The organism is Massilia sp. WG5 (assembly GCF_001412595.2).
Lineage (GTDB): Bacteria > Pseudomonadota > Gammaproteobacteria > Burkholderiales > Burkholderiaceae_D > Telluria.
Genome location: NZ_CP012640.2, coordinates 2,851,425 through 2,871,660 on the forward strand (window position 1 = coordinate 2,851,425; position 20,236 = coordinate 2,871,660).

Annotated in this window: 18 protein-coding genes; 8 read left to right on the forward strand and 10 right to left on the reverse strand. The window is 64.0% G+C overall.

What is annotated here, in order from left to right:
* The first annotated feature begins 32 nt into the window (after positions 1 to 32).
* Both AM586_RS12660 and AM586_RS12665 read left to right on the forward strand, forming a co-directional pair.
* The gene (locus tag AM586_RS12660; protein ID WP_052234082.1) at positions 33 to 1,046 is read left to right on the forward strand and encodes a YheT family hydrolase; all 1,014 of its coding nucleotides are present in this window, start codon (positions 33 to 35) and stop codon (positions 1,044 to 1,046) included.
* Between the two features lie 4 nt (positions 1,047 to 1,050).
* Positions 1,051 to 1,656 (forward strand): DUF2946 family protein, encoded by a 606-nt coding sequence (locus tag AM586_RS12665; RefSeq protein WP_052234050.1) that lies wholly within the window; start codon positions 1,051 to 1,053, stop codon positions 1,654 to 1,656.
* On the opposite strand, the gene AM586_RS12670 is transcribed toward AM586_RS12665, so the two are convergent.
* Positions 1,628 to 3,433 carry a M48 family metalloprotease gene (locus tag AM586_RS12670; protein ID WP_082439785.1) on the reverse strand — a complete coding sequence of 602 codons (1,806 nt, stop codon included), beginning with the start codon at positions 3,431 to 3,433 and terminating at the stop codon, positions 1,628 to 1,630. The genes AM586_RS12665 and AM586_RS12670 overlap by 29 nt on opposite strands.
* Positions 3,434 to 3,541: 108 nt before the next feature.
* On the opposite strand from AM586_RS12670, the gene moaC reads away from it, so the two are divergent.
* The 4 genes from moaC (at position 3,542) to AM586_RS12690 (ending at position 9,680) form a co-directional block, all read left to right on the forward strand.
* The gene (moaC, locus tag AM586_RS12675) at positions 3,542 to 4,036 is read left to right on the forward strand and encodes a cyclic pyranopterin monophosphate synthase MoaC (protein WP_052234049.1); all 495 of its coding nucleotides are present in this window, start codon (positions 3,542 to 3,544) and stop codon (positions 4,034 to 4,036) included.
* Between the two features lie 95 nt (positions 4,037 to 4,131).
* Complete coding sequence (locus tag AM586_RS12680; protein ID WP_156328238.1) at positions 4,132 to 6,414, forward strand: diguanylate cyclase domain-containing protein; 2,283 nt, start codon at positions 4,132 to 4,134, stop codon at positions 6,412 to 6,414.
* Positions 6,415 to 6,443: 29 nt separating this feature from the next.
* A complete protein-coding gene (locus AM586_RS12685; protein ID WP_082439786.1) occupies positions 6,444 to 8,843 on the forward strand; it encodes an EAL domain-containing protein in 2,400 nt (799 codons plus the stop codon).
* 66 nt (positions 8,844 to 8,909) lie between these two features.
* Positions 8,910 to 9,680, forward strand: coding sequence for a hypothetical protein (locus tag AM586_RS12690; protein ID WP_052234046.1), 771 nt, complete (start codon positions 8,910 to 8,912; stop codon positions 9,678 to 9,680).
* Here the strand turns inward: AM586_RS12690 and AM586_RS12695 are convergent.
* Both AM586_RS12695 and AM586_RS12700 read right to left on the reverse strand, forming a co-directional pair.
* Complete coding sequence (locus tag AM586_RS12695) at positions 9,652 to 10,404, reverse strand: DUF4386 domain-containing protein (RefSeq protein WP_052234045.1); 753 nt, start codon at positions 10,402 to 10,404, stop codon at positions 9,652 to 9,654. The two genes, AM586_RS12690 and AM586_RS12695, sit on opposite strands and share 29 nt — an antisense overlap.
* Positions 10,405 to 10,463: 59 nt before the next feature.
* Positions 10,464 to 10,790: a hypothetical protein gene (locus AM586_RS12700; RefSeq protein WP_156328237.1), complete on the reverse strand. Its 327-nt coding sequence runs from the start codon at positions 10,788 to 10,790 to the stop codon at positions 10,464 to 10,466.
* Positions 10,791 to 10,918: 128 nt separating this feature from the next.
* Between AM586_RS12700 and AM586_RS12705 the strand changes: the two genes are divergently transcribed.
* Positions 10,919 to 13,012: a S9 family peptidase gene (locus tag AM586_RS12705; protein WP_052234043.1), complete on the forward strand. Its 2,094-nt coding sequence runs from the start codon at positions 10,919 to 10,921 to the stop codon at positions 13,010 to 13,012.
* A gap of 152 nt (positions 13,013 to 13,164) precedes the next feature.
* On the forward strand, positions 13,165 to 13,875 hold the full coding sequence (locus tag AM586_RS12710) for a flagellar brake protein (RefSeq protein ID WP_052234042.1): 711 nt from the start codon (positions 13,165 to 13,167) through the stop codon (positions 13,873 to 13,875).
* Positions 13,876 to 13,955: 80 nt separating this feature from the next.
* Here AM586_RS12710 and AM586_RS29065 read toward each other — a convergent pair whose 3' ends face one another.
* The 7 genes from AM586_RS29065 to recA form a co-directional block, all read right to left on the reverse strand.
* Positions 13,956 to 14,486, reverse strand: coding sequence for a prepilin-type N-terminal cleavage/methylation domain-containing protein (locus AM586_RS29065; RefSeq protein WP_052234041.1), 531 nt, complete (start codon positions 14,484 to 14,486; stop codon positions 13,956 to 13,958).
* Positions 14,487 to 14,721: 235 nt separating this feature from the next.
* A complete protein-coding gene (locus AM586_RS12720) occupies positions 14,722 to 15,417 on the reverse strand; it encodes a class I SAM-dependent methyltransferase (RefSeq protein WP_052234040.1) in 696 nt (231 codons plus the stop codon).
* A gap of 130 nt (positions 15,418 to 15,547) precedes the next feature.
* Positions 15,548 to 16,429: a succinate--CoA ligase subunit alpha gene (gene sucD, locus AM586_RS12725; protein WP_052234039.1), complete on the reverse strand. Its 882-nt coding sequence runs from the start codon at positions 16,427 to 16,429 to the stop codon at positions 15,548 to 15,550.
* Between the two features lie 17 nt (positions 16,430 to 16,446).
* Positions 16,447 to 17,616, reverse strand: coding sequence for an ADP-forming succinate--CoA ligase subunit beta (sucC, locus tag AM586_RS12730; protein ID WP_052234038.1), 1,170 nt, complete (start codon positions 17,614 to 17,616; stop codon positions 16,447 to 16,449).
* A 69-nt stretch (positions 17,617 to 17,685) separates the two neighbouring features.
* Complete coding sequence (locus AM586_RS12735) at positions 17,686 to 18,255, reverse strand: DUF2889 domain-containing protein (protein WP_052234037.1); 570 nt, start codon at positions 18,253 to 18,255, stop codon at positions 17,686 to 17,688.
* A gap of 326 nt (positions 18,256 to 18,581) precedes the next feature.
* Positions 18,582 to 19,040 (reverse strand): recombination regulator RecX, encoded by a 459-nt coding sequence (recX, locus tag AM586_RS12740; protein ID WP_082439787.1) that lies wholly within the window; start codon positions 19,038 to 19,040, stop codon positions 18,582 to 18,584.
* A 17-nt stretch (positions 19,041 to 19,057) separates the two neighbouring features.
* Positions 19,058 to 20,143: a recombinase RecA gene (gene recA / locus AM586_RS12745; RefSeq protein ID WP_060567119.1), complete on the reverse strand. Its 1,086-nt coding sequence runs from the start codon at positions 20,141 to 20,143 to the stop codon at positions 19,058 to 19,060.
* Positions 20,144 to 20,236: the final 93 nt, after the last annotated feature.

Sequence of the window (20,236 nt, forward strand, 5' to 3'; positions counted from 1 at the left end):
ACTGCGCCGAATGCAGCGACCTGTTCGCCGGCATGCCCGGCTACCGTGCCCCCTTCTGGCTGCCCGGCGGCCACCTGCAGACGATCTACCCGGCCGTCGCCATCCGCAAGCCGGAGCTCGCGTTCCGGCGTGAGCGCTGGGACACGCCCTGCGGCCAGGACTTCATCGACGTCGATTTCGTCGACGGCGCAGAGGATACGCCCGGCAACGGCGCCGCGCGTCCTTTCGTCCTCCTCTTCCACGGCCTCGAAGGCTCGTCGAACAGCCATTACGCGCGCGGCCTGATGGCGGCGGTCCGGGCGCGCGGCTGGCATGGCGCGATCCCGCATTTCCGCGGCTGCTCGGGCGAAGCCAACCTGGCGCCGCGCTTCTATCACTCGGGCGACGCCGAGGAACTGGACTGGATCATCCGGCGCCTGCTGCCGCGCTGCGCCGGCCCCTTCTACGTGGCCGGCGTCTCGCTGGGCGGCAATGCCCTGCTGCGCTGGCTCGGCGAGCAGCAGCACGGCGCCGGGATCGTCGACGCCGCGGTCAGCGTCTCCGCCCCGCTCGACCTGGCGGCCGGCGGCGCGGCATTGTCGACGGGTTTCAACCGCCTCTACACGCGGATGTTCCTGGAAACGCTGAAGCCCAAGGCGCTGGCCAAGCTGGAGCGCTTCCCCGGCCTGTTCGACCGCGCCGCCCTGCTCGCCGCGAAGGACCTGTACAGCTTCGACAACGTCGTCACCGCGCCCTTGCACGGCTACCGCGACACCGACGACTACTGGCACCGCGCCAGCGCCAAGCACGTGCTGCACGACATCACCGTGCCGACCCTGGTGCTGAACGCGCGCAACGATCCCTTCCTGCCGGGCCGGCACCTGCCGGTATCGGCTGCGGCCCCGGTGACGCTCGAGTATCCGGATACCGGCGGCCACGTCGGCTTCCCGACCGGCCCCTTCCCCGGCCGCATCGACTGGCTGCCCCACCGCATCCTGCACTTCTTCGACGAGGTCGCGGGCGCTGGCACGCGCGCGCCGGCGGCTTCCCAACTATGCCAAGCTTGAAGACATGGACGACATCGTAATACAGGCCATGGCCAAGTGGCCGAACGTGCCCCACTGCTATGGCTGGCTGGCACTCGACGCGCGCGGCGCCTGGCGCATGCGCGACGAGGCCGCCCAGCGCGCCGGCGCCCCGGGCGACAAGCTGACGAACGCCACCCTGGTCGGCTTCATCAAGCGCAATTACCAGCATGACGAGCGCGGCTGCTGGTATTTCCAGAACGGCCCGCAGCGGGTCTATGTGAACCTGGAAGCCACGCCCTTCATCGCCCGCACCGACCCGGGCCAGGGCTTCATCCTGCACACCGGCGAAGCGATGCCGGCGCCCGAACAGGTGTTCATGCTGGAAGCCGGCAACATCGTGCTGCGCGCCGGCGACCGCCTGGCGCAGGTGGACGACCGCGACGTGGCGCAATTGCTGCAGGCGATGGAACTGGACGGCAAGCCGGTCGGGGATGACGCATTGCTGGCCTGGCTGGAAGGCGGCCCGGGACGGCTGGCTCTGCGCTGGCAGGGTCGGGAGATCGCGGTGGAACGCCTGGCGGCGGACGAAGCGCCGCAGCGCTTCGGCTTCGTGCAGGCGCCTACTTCCGCCACCACAAGGGATCGGTAAGCCCGCCCGGATCGCGACTGGCCGGCGCCCCGGCCGTGCCTGACCCGGAAACCGCACCCGGGCGCGGACTGGCGCCGAATCCCGGCATCGCGCCGAAGCCGGCCGCCGGCGTGGTCTCGCTGCTGGTCTCGATCCTGAGCTTCGGCCCGCCGTCCGGCGCGGCCGCCCACTTGTCCTTGTCCTTCTTGTCCTGTTTCTCGTCTTTCTGGCGCTGCTGCAGGTCGCGCTCGCGGGCGTCGATCACGGCCTGGTCGTAGAAGGACACGTCCTGGGCCTTGCGCGCCAGGTTCAGCTGGTCGACCGCGGCCGGCACGGCGCCGCTCAGGACATAGGATTCGGCCAGCGCCATGTGCTGCAGCGCGATCTTGCCCTGCGCCGCATAGGTCTTGGCCAGCTGGTCGTAGAGCTTGGGCTCTTCGCGGTACTGCTGGACCTGGTCGCGCAGGAAAGAAGCGGCCTGGTCCAGCTTGCCGGCGCCGATCATCGCATCGGCGTACTGTCGCGCCAGCATGCGCGACAGCGGGAACTTCTGGTGCGCCTGCTCGGCTTCCTGCACCGCCTGCGCCAGCACCTCCGGCGGCTGGCCGGGCGCCAGCTTGATCTCGACGTCGAGGCTGGCGAACATGGCCGAGCCATCGGTGCCGGTGCGCTCGGCCGACAGCACGCCCGGGCGCGGCTTCATCGAACCCTTCGCCTTGTCGAGCCAGCCCTGCGCCGTCTTCAGCTCACCCTGCCTCAGGGCGAGGACGGACAGGCCGTACATGGCGGCGGTCTGCTGCTGGGTGTTGTCCTGCTTCAGCTGGGTTTCGAAGGCGGCCTTGGCGTCCTCGCGGCCCTTCGCGCTCTCGTCCTGCAGCACGCGGGCGCGGGCGCGCACGAGGTGGAATTCGATCGCGTCCGGCTTGATGCGGCCGGGCTTGGGCGCCTCGCGGATCCGGTTCTGGATGTCGGCGATGCGCTCGCCGGTCAGCGGGTGGCTGGACAACCAGGCCGGCGCTTCGCCGTACAGGCGGGTCGTGCCCTGCAGGCGCTTGAAGAAGGACACCATGCCGGAAGTGTCGTAGCCGGCGGCGCGCATGGTCTGGAAACCGACGCGGTCGGCCTCGCGCTCGGCGTCGCGGCTGAAATTCAGCTGGCGCTGGATGGCCAGGCCCTGCCCGCCCATCACCACGCCCATCGCCGCATCGGCGCCGCCGCCGGCCTTGCCGACCAGGGCCGCCAGGATCAGCGCCGCCAGCGGCAGCAGCGCATCCTGTTTCTGCTGCCCCAGCATGCGCGCGATGTGGCGCTGCTGCACGTGGCCGATCTCGTGCGAGAGCACCGAGGCCAGCTCGGACTCGTTCTGCGCCGCGATCAGGAGCTGCGAGTGCACGCCGATGAAGCCGCCGGGCAGCGCGAAGGCGTTGATCATCGGATCGCGCACCGCAAAGAAGAAGAAATCGGCATTCGTCTCGCCGCGCGCGCCCGGCGCGAAGGAGACCAGGTTTTCGCCGAAATTGTTCAGGTACTCGATGATGGGATCGTCGTCGAGGTAGTCGCGGTCGCGCCGGATGTCGTTCATGATCTCTTCGCCGAGCTTGCGCTCGATGACCGGAGACAGGTCGACCCGCGCGGCGTCGCCGAGCGTGGGCAAGGTGGCGTCAGGGGTGCGCAGGGTCGGTGCGGCCGGTGCCGTGGGCGCCGCCAGGGCAAAGGAAGCGGACGCGCCGAGGCAGGCGGCCGTGAGCAGGGAGCGCCAGCGCGGGCGGCGACGTTCCGGAAGTGAAAGCTGCAACATCGCTGGATTCGGGTTCGGTTTCACGATGCTATGATACCGCGTCCCGGGGCCATGTCACTGTCCCGCCACGCTCCGGTTAACTTTCCCTTAATAAACGATTACAACAATATGTCGAGCCAGGATTCGCCGCTGACCCACTTCGATGCCACCGGCCAGGCCCATATGGTCGACGTCGGCGCCAAGCAGGACACCCACCGCATCGCCGTCGCCGCCGGCACGATCCGCATGAAACCGGAGACCCTGGAGCTGATCCGCTCCGGCTCCGCCAAGAAAGGCGACGTACTCGGCATCGCGCGGATTGCCGCGATCATGGGCGCGAAGCGGACCAGCGACCTGGTGCCTTTGTGCCATCCGCTGCCGATCACGCGGGTGGCGGTGGAGTTCGAGGTCGATGGCGCGGCGAACAGCGTGCATTGCCGCGCGCAGGTCGAAACCGTCGGCAAGACCGGGGTCGAGATGGAGGCGCTGACCGCCGTACAGGTCGGGCTGTTGACGATTTACGACATGTGCAAGGCGGCCGATCGGGGCATGGTGATGACCAATGTACGGGTGCTGGAGAAGCATGGCGGCAAGTCGGGAGACTGGACGGCGGACCTCGCCTGAGCGAAAGGGCAAGATTGCTATTTTATTTCTTTTGCGCAACATATTGGCGCAAAACTGTTAAACTGGCTGTTCAAACATAGCGTCTCCCGACACAAGTGAACAACCAGCAGTTTTCTACACGTTTTACCCGATTGGTACGCGACTGGCCGGCGCTCGCAGCGGCAATTTTCGGCATGGTGGTGACCGTCGCCAGTTACCTGGCCTTCCAATGGCAGGAACAGCAACGGATCGCCGCCCACGCGCGCTTCGATGCCGGCGTGTATTCGCGCATGCTGCAGGAAGGGGCGCAATCCTATGTGCACCTGAACCGGGATGTGGCGGGTTTCTTTTCCGCGTCCATCGAAGTGACGCCTGGTGAATTCAGGTCCTACATCGACAACATCCGCTCCCGCGAAACCCATCCGGGGCTCAGCTATATAGGCTATCTGCCGCGCGTCGCAACAAGCCAGGTCGCGCGATTCGAAGCCGAGGCGCGCAAGCGCATGCCGTCTTATTCGATCCGCAGCAATCATCCGGGCGGCGACGCGGTTTTCCCCTTGCTGTACGCCGCTCCCTTCGATGAAACGGTGAAGGGCTTCCTTGGCTTCGACTATGCGATGATTACCGAGCGCCGCGAGGCGATGCAGGCCGCGGCCGATCTCGGGAGATCCGTCGCCACCCGAAAACTGGCTTATCTCTCCTCGCCGGCGGGCGCGGACTATGTTTTCATCTTCACGCCGGTCTTCGACATGTCGAAGCCGATCGGCTCGCCGGCGCAACGCCGCGCCGCGCTGTCCGGTTACATCTTCTCCGTGTTTCTGCTCGACGATGTCATAGAAGGCATCATGGGCCACCGATTCAAGCAGCAGTTCGATCTCGAAATCTACGATGGCACGCTCGATCGCCAGCACCTGCTTTACGACGGCGACAGTTACCCGCATGCGCTCGATGAGACCGCGGCCTTCTATAAGGAAACCGTCGATTTCGCGGGCCGGAAGTGGATACTGCATTTCCAGCCCAAGGCAAGCTATACGGACCGCTATGCATTGCGCCACAGCTGGCTGATCCTGCTGTCCGGCGGCCTGGCCTCGATGGTCTTCGCATGGTTGACCTGGAAATGGCTGCATCGACGTCGCGCGCAGCGCCAGCAGGCCGAACATGCGCAACGCTTCCATGCCGTTTTCGAACATCACCCTTCCGCGGTATTTTCGCTGGATGCCCAGTGGCGCATCACCAATGCGAACTCGCAGACGATTCAGCAACTGGACAGCACCAGGAGCAAGCTGGTCGGTGCGTCGATGCTGAAGCTCGTCGCAGGCGACGATATGCAGCGGGTCGAGGCCTTGTTGAACGATGCCCTGTCGGGCGAGTCGGCCCGGTTCGACTGCACCCTCGTCACCAGCGAGCAGAGGCGTATCGAAGTCAGCATCGTGCTGATCCCCGTCACGACCGCAGGCAAGGTCAGCGGCGTGCTGGCCATTGCCGATAACATCACCGAGCGGCGGCAGTCCGAATGGCGGCTGCAGGAATCCAGGCAGATGCTGCAGCTCGTCATCGACAATATTCCCCAGCGCGTGTTCTGGAAGGACACCGAGCTGTATTTCCTGGGCTGCAACAAGGCTTTCTGCGCAGACGCCGGGCTGGACGATCCACAGCAAATCGTCGGCAAGACCGACAGCGACTTCGCCTGGAAGGAAGAAGCCGAGGCTTACCGGCAGGACGACCTGCGTACGATACAAAACGGTATTGCGCGCATCAATTACGAGGAAGCCCAGCACCGCGCGGATGGCAGCGTAGGCTGGCTCAGGACCAGCAAGATTCCGCTGACGGATGGGCAAGGACTCAAGGTCGGCGTGCTCGGCGTGTACGAAGACATCACCGAGCGCAAGCGCCTGGAGCAGGGGCTGGAGCACATGGCGCTGTACGACAGCCTGACCGGCTTGCCGAACCGGGCCCATTTCCTTGCGCGCCTGGAACAGGCTGTCGACAAGGCGAAATGGCATGGTACGCTGGTCGGGCTGATGTATTTCGATATCGACAAGTTCAAGCGAATCAACGATACCTACGGCCATGACGTCGGCGACGAAGTCATCGTCCAGTTCGCTACCCGGGTGAAAAACGCGATCCGGGAGAGCGACGTGGTGGGCCGTCTGGGCGGCGATGAATTCTGCCTCCTGATCGACATGCCCAACCGGCAGGCGGTGCACAAGCTGGCTGCCAAGCTCATCGACATTATGCGGCCGCTCATGCAGGCCGGCGGGAACGCCCTGCAGGTCGGCACCAGCATCGGCATCGCTTTCCACGAGCCGGGAATCATGGCCGATGAATTGATCCGTCGTGCCGATCAGGCGATGTACCTTGCCAAGCAGGCAGGCGGAAATCAATTCACAATAGCGTAAGATAGCGCACAGCCCGCTTAAAGGACACGATGGCACGACAGCATAGTCTCAGGACCTACCTGGCAGTGTTCGCCGTCGTGCTCACGGTCGCAACGGCGGCCGTCCTCGCCCTGGTCACGGAAGACGCCGCCACCCGCCAGCTGGAGCAGCATATTGGCGACAGCCTGGCCTTGCGTGCCCGGGAAATGGCTGACAAACTTGATCGCGGCATGTACGAGCGTCGCCAGGATATCCAGGTCGAGACGCGCGCCCTGACCGATCTCGGCCTGCACAATGGCCCCGCCTTCCTGCGCAAGCGGCTCGACGCCTTGCGCAAGGCGTCCGCCAGCTATGCGTGGATCGGCTACGCCGACACGGTGGGTACGGTGCGCGCCGCCACCGACGGCCTGCTGGAAGGACAGAATGTCGCGCAGCGCCCCTGGTTCAGCGGCGCGGTCAACACTGCCTTCACCGGCGACGTGCATCAGGCCCTGCTGCTCGAGAAGCACCTGAATCCGGGCGGCCGCGAGCCGCTGCGCTTCATGGACGTCGCGATGCCGGTGTTCGACGACAAAGGGACTTTCGCCGGCGTGCTGGGCGCGCACATCGACTGGCGCTGGGTTCGGGACGCGACATCGACGTCGGACGACGGCCAGCCCACCGAAACCTTGATATTGAGCGCGGCCGGCACGGTGTTGCTCGGCCCACGCGAGCTGCAGGACAAGCCGCTTGCCCTGGCTGGCATCAAGGCGGCGCAACAGGGTTTCCACGGCTACCGCATCGAACGCTGGCCGGACGGCCGGACCTACCTTGCGGGCTATAGTCTCAGCCGCGGCTACCAGAACTATCCGGGCCTGGGCTGGGTCGTGATCGTGCGCGAACAGCTCGACAACGCGTATGCGCCGGTGAAGGTGCTGAGCAAAAAGTTCCTCATCGTCGGCACCGCCATCGCCCTGCTGTTCGCGGCCCTGGGCTGGTTCCTGGCGGTGACCATCTCGCGGCCGCTGATCACCATTACGAATGCCGCCCTATCGCTGCAGCAAGACCAATCCAAGGTGGCATTCCCAATCAACAATGGCTTCCGTGAAGTGGCTGTACTGTCGCGTTCGCTGGCCAGCCTGGTCGACACGCTGCGGCAACGTGAAACGCAGCTGCAGGACCAGGCCATGCACCAGAGCGTTACCGGCCTGCCGAACCGCCTGTATTTCACGGCGATGCTGGACGAGGCCATCGGCGCGGCCGCCGCCGGCAATAAACAACTGGCGATCGTGGCGTTTTGCCTGGACCGCTTCAATACGATCACGGATGCGCTGGACAATGCCGCGGGCAACACGGCCCTGCTGCAGATGCTGGAACGGATCAAGACCTGCATCGATGGCGCCGGCGTGCTGGGCCACCTCGACAAGGAAGAATTCGTCCTCCTCCTCCAGGGACGCGAGACCCTGCTGTCGCGCGCCACCGCGCTTGCGTCCCGGCTCCAGCAGGCGCTGGCCGCGCCGGTGCACATTCGCGGTCTCGATTTCACGCTTGGCGCCAGCGCCGGCATCAGCGTCTATCCGGACAACGGCGTGGATGCCGAAACCCTGCTGCGGCACAGCGAAGCGGCGCTGCAGCAGACCAGGGCGCGTGGCGGCAATGGCATCCAGATCTTCGAGCGGGAGGCGCACGCGCGCATTCTCGAGCGCCTGGCAATGGAGCGCGACCTGCGCCATGCGCTGAAGCACAAGGAATTCGAGCTGTTCTACCAGCCCCAGTTTTCCTTCAGCCGCAATGCCATCGTCGGCGTCGAGGCGCTCATCCGGTGGCGCCATCCGGCGCGCGGTATGGTCTCCCCCGCCCTCTTCATTCCGGCGGCCGAAGCGTGCGGCCTGATCTCGCCCATCGGCGACTGGGTTCTCGAGCAGGCCTGCGCACAGGCGCGGGCCTGGCGCGAGCAGGGCCTGCCCGAGCTGACGATCAGCGTGAACGTCTCGGCTCCGCAATTCATCGGCGGGGAACTCGCCCGCAAGGTGGGCGCCACACTGGCCGCGCACGGGATCGATCCGCGGCAGCTGAAACTCGAGATCACCGAAAGCATGGTGATGCAGGACGCCGAGCTCGGCATTGCAGTCATGCGGGAGCTGGTGGCGCTTGGGCTGAGGGTGTCCCTGGACGACTTCGGCACCGGTTACTCGAGCCTGAGCAACCTGAAGCGTTTCCCCTTGTCCGAATTGAAGATCGACCAGGCTTTCGTCCGCGAGCTGGCGCCGCGCACCCAGGACGCCGCAATCGTCAGGGCCATCATTGCAATCGGCCACGACCTGGGGCTGTCCGTGATCGCCGAAGGCGTGGAAACGGCCGCGCAGCTGGACTTCCTGCTCGAGAGCGGCTGCAATGCGGTACAGGGCTACCATATCGGCAAGCCGGTGAGCGCGGCGGACCTGGCTGCGCGACTGCGCGAGCAAGCATGATCCCTGCCTGACGCGTGCCGGCAGATAGTGGCAGAATAGCCCTGCCATCGCTGCCGGGAGGCCGCCATGCAAGGCACCGAACCGCTCGACGTTCTTCCGCTCTGGGTCCTCCTGATCGGGATCATGTGCGTCGTCCTGCTGTCGGTCGAGGGCGGCTACCGGGTGGGACAGGCCCGGGCGCGCCGGGCGCATGAGATGGAAACGCCGGTCGGCGAAATGGTCGCCTCCACGCTCGGCCTGCTGGCCTTCATTCTCGGCTTTACCTTCGGTTTGGCGGCCTCGCGCTTCGATGCCAAGCGCCAGTTGCTTGTCGACGAGGCCAACGCCATCGGCACCACCTATCTGCGCGCCGAGATGCTGCCCGAGCGGCGCGACGAGATCCGGACCCTGCTGCGCGACTACGTGGACATCCGCATCGACGCGATCACGCCCGACAAGCTGGCGCAAGGCGTCCGCCGCTCGGAAGACATCCAGAACCGGTTGTGGGCGCTGACGGTGCCGATCGCGGTGAAGCACCCCGATTCGGTCATCGTCGGCCTGTTCGTGCAGACGCTCAACGATGTGATCGACCTGCACACGAAACGGCTGAACGCGGCCGTGCGCAACCGGATTCCCTTTGCCATCTGGGCGGCGCTGTACGGGATTTCCGTGTTTTCCTTCGCCGCCATGGGGTACCACTCGGGGCTGACCGGGACCAGCCGCTCGCTCGTCATCATCGTGGTCGCCTTCACGTTTTCCGTGGTGATCGTGCTGATCGCCGACCTCGACCGGTCGCAGGAAGGCGTCTTGCGGGTCAGCCCGCAGGCGCTCATCGACTTGCGGCAGTCGATGAAATGACGCGCGCCCACGCTGCCGGATCGACGCCCCTGAACAGCAGCCACAGGCAGAACGCGCTCTCCCCCACCAGCGAGGGCAGCAGGATGAAGGGGAACAGCACGCCCTGCAGCGGCGGCGACAGCACCATGCTGAAGCTGTTCACCAGGTAGCACAGGCCGGCGAGCTGCATCAGCCAGCCGATCGCCGCCGGGAAGTAGGTGGATTTACGGATCAGGTAGCCCAGGATCAGGCACTCGACGCCGAAGAAGATCAGGGCGATGCCGAAGGCATTGTTGTGCGCGAGGATGGCCAGGTAGGCCTGCGCATGGAGCGGCTGCGGGTTTGCGGCCTGGGCATACAGGGAACTCGTGAGCGGCGCCAGCGCCTGCTGCAGGAACAGGGCGCTGACGCTCTCGACGGCGAGCGAGACCAGGCCGAAATACACCGCCGCCAGCGCCAGGGTGCGGCTCACCGGGCGCAACAGCAAGTAGAAGACCAGCATCAGCGCGATGGCGCAGATCAGCAACAGCAGCTGTCCCGCCACCCCGAGACGCCAGAGGAATTCCGACGCAAGGATGCGCTGCGCGGTGGCGGCCGCGTCGCCGGGGACGATGAGGCTGCCCCTGACGACGGCTTCGCCCAGCAGTCCGATCACGATGATGACCAGGTACAGCGCGCCGCCGATGCGCGCCACCGGCTGGATGGGAATCTGCTCGTCCTGCGTGCGGTCCCGTCTTTCCGTCATGTTCGCCCCTTGATGAGTCAGGGCGAGGCTACGCTGGAAATAGCAGTCAGTCAACATTTCTAGCGGGCCGGGCGCAGCGCTCCCGTCCACGCCTCCAGGGACTGGCCACCCATCATCCCCATGGCCTGCCTGCTCGCTTCCGCGAACCATTCCAGGTACTGCCGCTGCAGGTTCATCATGTTCGTCATGAAGGCTTCCGCAGACCCCTGCCATGCCGTCATGAAAGCGTGCATGCCCTGTTCCTGGACATTACTGGCCGGGCCGAGCATCAGCTTTTGGGTGTTCGCCTGCATGGCTTGCTGGTACTGCGTGACGGCGCGGAACCAGCTGTCGAGAAAGGCGCCGGCCGGGTTGAAACTGATCGTCGTCGTCGTGGTCGTCACCATGCTCTCCTGTGTGCGATGAACCATCGAGTGTAATGCCACCCACCCCGCATATCCTGTGGGAGCACAAGCTAACGCATCATCCTTTCCACATGTTAAATTGCATCTTTTCACTGACTCACGAGGACAGGATGAAAGTACGTTTGCTAGCGCTGGCAGCCGCGGTTGCCGCGACCTTCGCCACGACCGCCGTCGCCATGGCGCCCTCAGCCATGGCCGCGGCGCGCGGTTTCACGGTCGAGGACCTGGTGGCGATGGAACGCGTCGGCACGCCGGCGGTGTCGCCCGACGGCAACCGCATCGTCTACACGGTGCGCAACACCGACCTGGCAAAGAACAAGGGCCATACCGACCTGTACATGGTCGACCTGCGCGCCGCCAAGCCGACGCCACAGCGCCTGACCGCGGACGCCGCCAGCAGCACCGATCCGGAATGGTCGGCCGCCGGTGACGCGATCTACTTCCTGTCCGCCCGCTCGGGCTCGTCCCAGGTCTGGCGCATGCCGGCCGACGGCGGCGCTCAGTTGGCTGAACCCAGCCAGGTGACGAGCATGCCGGTCGATGTCGACGCCTACCGCGTCTCGCCCACCGGCGACCGCATCGCACTCAGCATGTCGGTGTTCCGCGACTGCCCGGACCTTGCCTGCACCAAGGCCAAGGCCGATGCAAAAGAAAAGGACAAGGCCACCGGCCAGGTCTACGACCGCCTGTTCGTGCGCCACTGGGATACCTGGGCCGACGGCCGCAATGCCGTGCTGTATTCGGCACCGCTCGACGCCAACGGCCGCGTCAGCGCCGCCCCTGTCAGCCTGTCCGGCTCGCTGGACGGCGACGTGCCCTCGAAGCCGTTCGGCGACCGCGAGGAATTCAACTTCAGCCCGGACGGCAAGACCGTCGTGTTCTCGGTGCGCATCGCCGGCAAGACCGAAGCCTGGTCGACCAACTTCGACCTGTACGCGGTCCCGGCCAGCGGCGGCCAGCCGCGCAACCTGACTGCGGATAACAAGGCCTGGGACACCAAGGGCGTGTTCTCGCCGGACGGCCGCACCCTTGCCTACCTGTCGATGACGCGTCCGGGCTTCGAAGCCGACCGCTACCATATCGTGCTGCTCGACCTGGCAAGCGGCAAGAAGCGAAACCTCGCCGAGAGCTGGGACCGCTCGCCGGGCAGCCTGCAGTGGACCCGCGACGGCAAGGCCCTGGTCGTCGACGCCGAAGACATCGGCCAGCACAAGCTGTTCTCGATCGACGTCGCCAGCGGCAAGGTCACGCCGCTGACGAACAAGGGCTCGATCGGCGGCTTCGACGTGCACGGCGACACCGTCGCCTTCACCCAGGCCAGCCTGGCCGCCGGCGCCCAGCTGTACGCGATGAAGCTGGGAGCGAACGAGCCGGTCAAGCTGACCGACGTGAACACCGACAAGCTCGGCGACGTGCGCTGGGGCGAGTACGAGCAGTTCTCGTTCAAGGGCGCGAACGGCGACACCGTGCACGGCTACGTGATGAAGCCGTGGAACTACGAGCCGGGCAAGAAATATCCGATCGCCTTCCTGGTGCATGGCGGCCCGCAGGGCAGCTTCGGCAATGCCTGGAGCTACCGCTGGAATCCGCAGGTGTATGCCGGCGCCGGCTATGCCGCCGTGTTCATCGACTTCCACGGTTCGACCGGCTACGGCCAGAAGTTCACCGACGCCATCAGCGGCGACTGGGGCGGCAAGCCGCTCGAGGACCTCAAGAAGGGCCTGGCGGCGGCGGTGTCCAGGTATCCGTGGCTGGACCGCTCGAAGGCCTGTGCACTGGGCGCGTCCTACGGCGGCTACATGATGAACTGGATCGAGGGTAACTGGTCCGATGGCTTCAAGTGCATCGTCAACCACGACGGTGTGTTCGACACCCGCGGCATGGCCTACTCGACCGAGGAACAGTGGTTCACCGACTGGGAAAACGGCGGCCCCTATTTCACGGTGCCGGAAAAGCACGAGCGCTTCAACCCGGTCCTGCACGTGAACAAGTGGAAGACCCCGATGCTGGTGGTGCAAGGCGACAAGGACTTCCGCATCCCGACCACCCAGGGCCTGTCGACCTTCACCGCCCTGCAGCGCCGCGGCATCGAAAGCAAGCTGCTGGTGTTCCCGGATGAGAATCACTGGGTCCTGAAGCCCGCCAACTCGTTGCTGTGGCACCACACCGTGATCGACTGGCTGGATCAGCACATCAAGCCCTGATTCGTCTTTCGCACCACAAATGCCCGCCTTCGCGCGGGCATTTTTTTCGTATGCCGTGCGCATAAGTTGCTGTGATGCTATGATTCCCGGCTTTCCCGCGTGCGGTCCGTCCCCACCGCCGCCGGGCGTGAAACGGGACACGGAAGATCATCATGAGCAGCATGCAGACGGACCGGGACCTCGCCCCGCGGGAATTCACTTTCGAGTCGATGAACCTGCAGGTGGGCGTCCGGCTCCAGTTCATCACCTACCGGCGCATCAAGCCGGTGCAGTATTTTTCGACGCTCATCGGCTACGTCAAGGATGAGTACCTGATCGTCAGGATCCCGGTCGAAAACGGTACGCCGGTCGGCCTGGTGGAAGGCGAGCGGATCACGATCCGCGTCTTCTCCGGCGTGAACGTGTGCTCCTTCGCCTGCACGGTCGAGCGCGTCTTCGACCGTCCCCTGCTCTACGTCCACCTTTCTTTCCCCGACGCCATCCAGGGCACCAGCCTGCGCGCGGCGATGCGGGTCAAGGTCGAGATCCCGGCCCAGGTCCTGCGCGCGGGTGCGGCCGTGGCCGGCTGTACGCTCACCAACGTCAGCGTCAACGGCGCGCGCATCGAATCGGCGTCCAGCCTGCCGGAAGACGGCGGCGACATCACGGTGGAGTTCAGCCTGCCCTCGCCGGTCGGCGAGCAGGAAGTGCGGATCAAGGCGCGGGCGGCGGTCCGCAACGTCAGCGCGCAGCGTCGCGAGTCGGACGGGAGCGAGTTCTTCGCTTACGGCGTGCAGTTCCTGGACCTCGATCCGGTCCATTACACCATGCTGCAGAACCTGACCTACGAGGTGCTGCTGGCGGATCGGCAGAATATCGTCTGAGCGCTGCGGCGCTTTCTTCCGTAAGCCAAAAAGCAAAAAAGCCGCCCGAGGGCGGCTTTTCAGTGGACTACCGGAGATTATTACGGGGTAGTCGTGCCGGTGCCGGTCGAGCCGGTGCCGGTCGAGCCGGTGCCGGTCGTAGCAGCAGCAACGCTGTTCTTGGTCAGGGTCTGCTTGGCGGTCTCGTTGGAGATGTCGTCTGCCTTGACTTCCCAGGTAATGGTGGTCTGGTCGGTAGCGGTCGACGGGTTCATGGTGAAGCTCAGGCCATCAACGCCGGTGCCGATACCGGTATTGAATTTTGCGGTGATCTTGCCGGCAGCGACGGCGGTTTCCGCGCTCAGCTCTTTGGTCGCGGTGAAGCTCGGGACGCCGTTCGAACCGGTGGTGCAATCGGTTGCGACGCCGCCAGCTTCCTGGATGCAGTTAGCAACTGCGGTCTGCAGCGAAGCCAGCGAGCTCATGGCGGCGCCAACCTTGGCCTTGATGGTGTAGTTGCTGTAAGCCGGGATCGCGACGGCTGCCAGGATACCGATGATCGCGACGACGATCATCAGTTCGATCAGGGTGAAGCCGCCTTCGGCTTTCTTCATCATTTTCGGTGCTTTCATGGTATTTCTCCAGTTTTGGTACGACGATTGAGGGTTACTGCTTGTCCGGGTACGGCTTGCTTCTGCCCTTTACTATATGCAACCGCCGTGCCAGGTCGTTTCCATGCGGAATCGTTATACCGGAGACATCAAAACACGATGCCAGTACCATTTTTTGTCAGTATTACCCTTTCCGTATGACAATTTTTGTCAGCCGGGCATGGCAAAAATTGTCGCCTGCCAGAATTTGTTCGCGTCAGGCGGCTTGCGCCTTGCCAGCCATCCCGGCCGTGTCGATCGTACCGACCGCTTGCGGCAGGTAGTCGTAGACGTGGTAGTTACGCCAGGTTTCGCGCAGCCGGAATCCTTGCAGACTGCTCAGCCAATGCTCGTCGGGCAGATATAAATAGATGAGGATGACCGGACGCGGCTGTTCGGCCACCGATGCGGCGATATTCGCGAGCACCTTGTCCAATACTGGACGGCTGAAAGGATTGAAGAAGTACAAAACCAGCGCACCGGCCGGCAGGCTGAACGTGGTGGCGTCGGCATGCACGGATTCGACATGCGCCGCTCTGCGCTGCGGGTAACGGCCGATGTTCTGCGCTGTCTTCCGGTGCAGCTCCTCGCTGAATTCAACCCCGAGTACTTGCCTGAAAGGCAGTTCGCCGGCGACCAGCAGCGTGCGCCCCTTGCCCGAGCCAAAGTCGACGAAGGCGTAGTCCGGATAGTGGATGCCGAGCCGCCGCAGCAGCCGACGCAGCGAGTAGACGGGGGAAGGTTGGTAGCGCTCGCCATGGCGCTTGTTGTCGCCGGCGACATCCAGTTCCTTCAACTCGACGAAACTGCTGGTGTCCGTGCTATGGCGCCTGTCGAAGGCAAAGGCCATCCACTTTTCGAGGATCTGGCTTGGCGAGAACTTCCACCAGAGTCTGCGTGCGAAACGGTTCATGGCATCGGTCCTGTCGGGTTAACGCATGCCACCAATAGTAAGGCATGCGCATGACCCGGGAATCTTGCCAAAGAAAAAAAAACGGAGAGCCGAGGCTCTCCGTTTTCATGAAACCGACAGAACTGGCGAATTACAGCATGGCCTTCAGCAGGCGAGCCATTTCCGACGGGTTCTTGGTGACCTTGATGCCGCAGGCTTCCATGATTTCCAGCTTGGCTTGCGCGGTGTCGGCGCCGCCCGAGATCAGCGCGCCGGCGTGGCCCATGCGCTTGCCCGGAGGAGCGGTAACACCGGCGATGAAGCCGACCACCGGCTTCTTCATGTTGTCCTTGATCCAGTAAGCAGCGTTCGCCTCGTCCGGGCCGCCGATCTCGCCGATCATGATGACTGCGTCGGTATCCGGATCGTCATTGAACATCTTCATCACGTCGATGTGCTTCAGACCGTTGATCGGGTCGCCGCCGATGCCGACTGCCGACGACTGGCCCAGGCCCAGCGCGGTCAGCTGGCCGACTGCTTCATAGGTCAGGGTGCCCGAGCGCGACACGACGCCGATGCGGCCCTTCTTGTGGATGTGACCCGGCATGATGCCGATCTTGATCTCGTCCGGGGTGATCAGACCCGGGCAGTTCGGGCCCAGCAGCAGGGTCTTCGAACCGGCCTTGGCCATACGATCCTTGACTTCCATCATGTCGCGGACCGGGATGCCTTCGGTGATGCAGATTGCCAGGTCGAGTTCGGCTTCGACGGCTTCCCAGATCGCGGCGGCGGCGCCTGCCGGCGGCACGTAGATCACGGAAACGTTGGCGCCGGTGTTCTGCTTGGCTTCCTTGACGCTTGCGAAGATGGGAATGCCTTCGAAGTCTTCACCGGCTTTCTTCGGGTTCACGCCAGCCACGAAGGCTTCACGGCCGTTCGCGTAGTCGCGGCACATGCGGGTGTGGAACTGGCCGGTCTTGCCGGTGATACCTTGGGTGATGACTTTGGTGTCTTTGTTAATCAGAATCGACATGTTATTTCCTTTGCGAATTAGGCTTGGCCAGCAGCAGCGGCGACGACCGACTTCGCTGCGTCTTCCATCGTGTCTGCGGCGATGATCGGCAGGCCCGAGTCGGCCAGCATCTTCTTGCCCAGGTCTTCGTTGGTGCCCTTCATGCGGACGACCAGCGGCACTTTCAGGGACACGGCCTTCGATGCGGTGATCACGCCTTCGGCGATCACGTCGCAACGCATGATGCCGCCGAAGATGTTGACCAGGATGGCCTTCAGGCCCGGGTTCTTCAGCATGATCTTGAATGCTTCGGTGACTTTCTCAGCCGTCGCACCGCCGCCGACGTCCAGGAAGTTGGCCGGCTCGCCGCCGAACAGCTTGATGGTGTCCATGGTGGCCATCGCCAGGCCGGCGCCGTTCACCAGGCAGCCGATATTGCCGTCGAGCGAGATGTAAGCCAGGTCGAATTTCGAGGCTTCGACTTCGGCCGGATCTTCTTCGTCCAGGTCGCGGTAGGCGACGATTTCCGGATGACGGAACAGGGCGTTCGGGTCGAAGTTGAACTTGGCGTCCAGGGCGATGACTTTACCGTCACCGGTCACGATCAGCGGGTTGATCTCGGCCAGCGAGCAGTCGGTTTCCCAGTAGGCTTTGTACAGGCCTTGCAGGTTGGCGCGGGCAGCGGCGATCGACCCTTCCGGCACGCCGATCTTGCGGGCGACGTCGTCAGCTTGGGCATCGGTCAGGCCGACCGACGGCTCGATCACGACGTTGTGGATCTTTTCCGGGTGGCTGTGTGCGACTTCTTCGATGTCCATGCCGCCTTCCGACGAGGCCATCAGCACGATCTTCTGGGTGACGCGGTCGGTGACCAGCGAGACATACAGTTCCTGCTTGATGTCGGCGCCTTCTTCGATCAGCAGGCGGCGGACTTTCTGGCCTTCCGGGCCGGTCTGGTGGGTCACCAGCTGCATGCCCATGATCTGGTTCGCGTATTCGCGGACCTGGTCGATCGACTTGGCAACTTTCACGCCGCCGCCCTTGCCGCGGCCGCCAGCATGGATCTGCGCCTTGACTACCCAGACCGGGCCGCCCAGCTCTTCAGCTGCCTTGACGGCTTCGTCCACCGACATGCACGGAATGCCGCGCGGAACGGTCACTCCGAACTTTCGGAGGATCTCTTTGCCTTGATACTCATGGATTTTCATGCTGGCTTCCCTTCTTCTGTTACTGATTTAGAAATGCGGTTAAATAAATAGAGCTACAAGAACCGAATATTAACCCGTCACCACCTTCAAAACCCAGCGCGGGTAGTACCTGGCGACGGCGGGACCGTCGGTGCGCAGCGCGTGGCAGCGGTCGAGTTCATACGGACGCTCGGGCGCTAATGCATTCGTATTAGCGGCCTCGCGGTTTTCCATGGCGTCGTCGGCAAAGGCCTGGATTGCCGCGGTGGGCAGGACCTGTGCCAGCTCGGTCAAATGGGTGCATCCAAGGACGCCGGACAGGCGATCCTTCAAGTGCAACCGGAAATGTTTCAGCAGCGACAAGCCAATCAACTTCTTGTAGGCGGGCGCGATGGTGTCGCAATAACCGGGATAGGGTACGGCATCCGAAGAAGCTTCGGCGTCCGTGATAACCATGTCGCGATCGATGGTCACCCGCAGCTTGAGGTCGTGCACAGGCAGGCCGCCCGGGCGGGACCCGGAGGGCAACTCGATATCGTGGGTCTTGATGTCGCGGATGCAGGCGTCGAGGTCCCACAGGCCATCGTCGCGCGCGTACGCTTCGACCGTAATGGCGCGCGTGTGCCGTAGCTTACGCGGAGCGGGGGATGACAGGGGCATAAACACCAATGCCGGAATGCGGCGAAAAAAGTATGCAGCCGTTGTGCCTGATGCACGTTGCCGCAGCTTCTACGGCAACAACCGCTCTTGCGGCGCTGCTTAAACCACGAAAGTTTAGCACAGCGCGCTTGCAGATGCACCCGGCCAGCGGTTTGGCAAGGCCATTTGCGGGGAAGATGAAGGAAATTGTTGCAAAGATGATGAGGCAAAAGTGCAAGGGCACAGCGTCATTCCGCCGTTGAGGAGTTGTGCCCTTATTATCGGGACACATCGGCAGATGGCGCTGTGCACTTGCGCCTTGCCCTGAAGGCTTTGTTAAACGCGGTTTAGAAGTCGTCGTCCTCGTCCTCGCGTCCCTGCAGCGCGCTGCGGATTGCGCCCTGCGAAAAACCGCGCGCCATGAGGAAGCGCATTTGCTTGCTGCGATCTTCGGCGTCCTGCGGAACCCGGTTGAACTTGCGGCGCCAGACTTCGCGGGCGCGGGCAACTTCGGTTTCCTTCAAGCCGGACTTGAGCTCGTCGAGCTCTTCGCCCTTCAAGCCGTGCTGCTGGAGTTCCGCCAGCACGCGGCTGTTGCCGTAGCGGCCGGCACGGCGGTGTACCAGGGATTCGGCAAAGCGTTCCTGCGACAGCCAGTTGTTCTTTTCAAGGAAATCGAGGAGGGCTTCGACGTCGTCGCCCTCCTCGGCATAACGAGACAGCTTGCGCCCCAGTTCGATCCGGCTGTGCTCGCGCATCGAAAGATATTTCAATGCGCGAGCCTTGAGACTCAGGACCTGTTTCACCGGGGCGCTATCGACGATTACTCTGCGTCGCCGACAGCCGACAGCTCGGCCGCGCCGGCGTTGTCACCGGCGGCGACCGGTGCCAGTTCACGCACGCCCAGGGCGGCGCGGACCTTGTTTTCGATCTCGCGGGCCAGGGCCGGGCGGTCTTTCAGGTACTGGCGTGCATTGTCCTTGCCCTGACCGATGCGTTCGCCACCGTAGCTGTACCACGAGCCCGACTTCTCGACGATCTTGTTGTCCACGCCCAGGTCGATGATCTCGCCTTCGCGGGAAGTGCCTTCGCCATACAGGATGTCGAAGTGGGCTTCCTTGAACGGCGGCGCGATCTTGTTCTTGACGACCTTGACCTTGGTTTCGTTACCGATCACCTCATCGCCCGACTTGATCGAACCGGTACGGCGGATGTCCATGCGCACGGAGGCGTAGAACTTCAGCGCGTTACCGCCGGTCGTGGTTTCCGGGCTGCCGAACATCACGCCGATCTTCATACGAATCTGGTTAATGAAGATCACCAGGGTATTCGTACGGTTGATCGAACCGGTCAGCTTGCGCAGCGCCTGCGACATCAGACGGGCTTGCAGGCCCGGCAGGGAGTCGCCCATGTCGCCTTCGATCTCGGCGCGCGGGGTCAGTGCCGCCACCGAGTCGATGACCACCAGGTCGACGCTGCCCGAGCGCACCAGCGCGTCGGTGATTTCGAGCGCCTGCTCGCCGGTATCCGGCTGCGAGATCAGCAGCTCGTCCAGCTTGATGCCCAGCTTCTGCGCATAGCCGACGTCCAGCGCGTGCTCGGCGTCGATGAAGGCGCAGGTGCCGCCCAGTTTCTGCATCTGGGCAATGGTCTGCAGGGTCAGCGTGGTTTTACCCGACGATTCCGGACCGTAGATCTCGACGATACGGCCGCGCGGCAGGCCGCCGACGCCCAGCGCGATGTCCAGGCCCAGCGAGCCGGTGGACACGGTTTGCACTTCCTCGACCGGCGCATTGGCATCCATGCGCATGACCGAGCCTTTACCGAATTGCTTTTCGATCTGCGCGAGGGCTGCTGCCAGCGCCTTGCCCTTCTCTGCTGCGTTTACTGCGGATTTTTTGTCGTCCATGATTTTCTTTCAGTCCTAGAGTGAACCAAGATAGGGACCGCTCGCGCGATTTCAATAGGAAGTACTGTATAAAATCCCAGTGGTTTTGGCAAG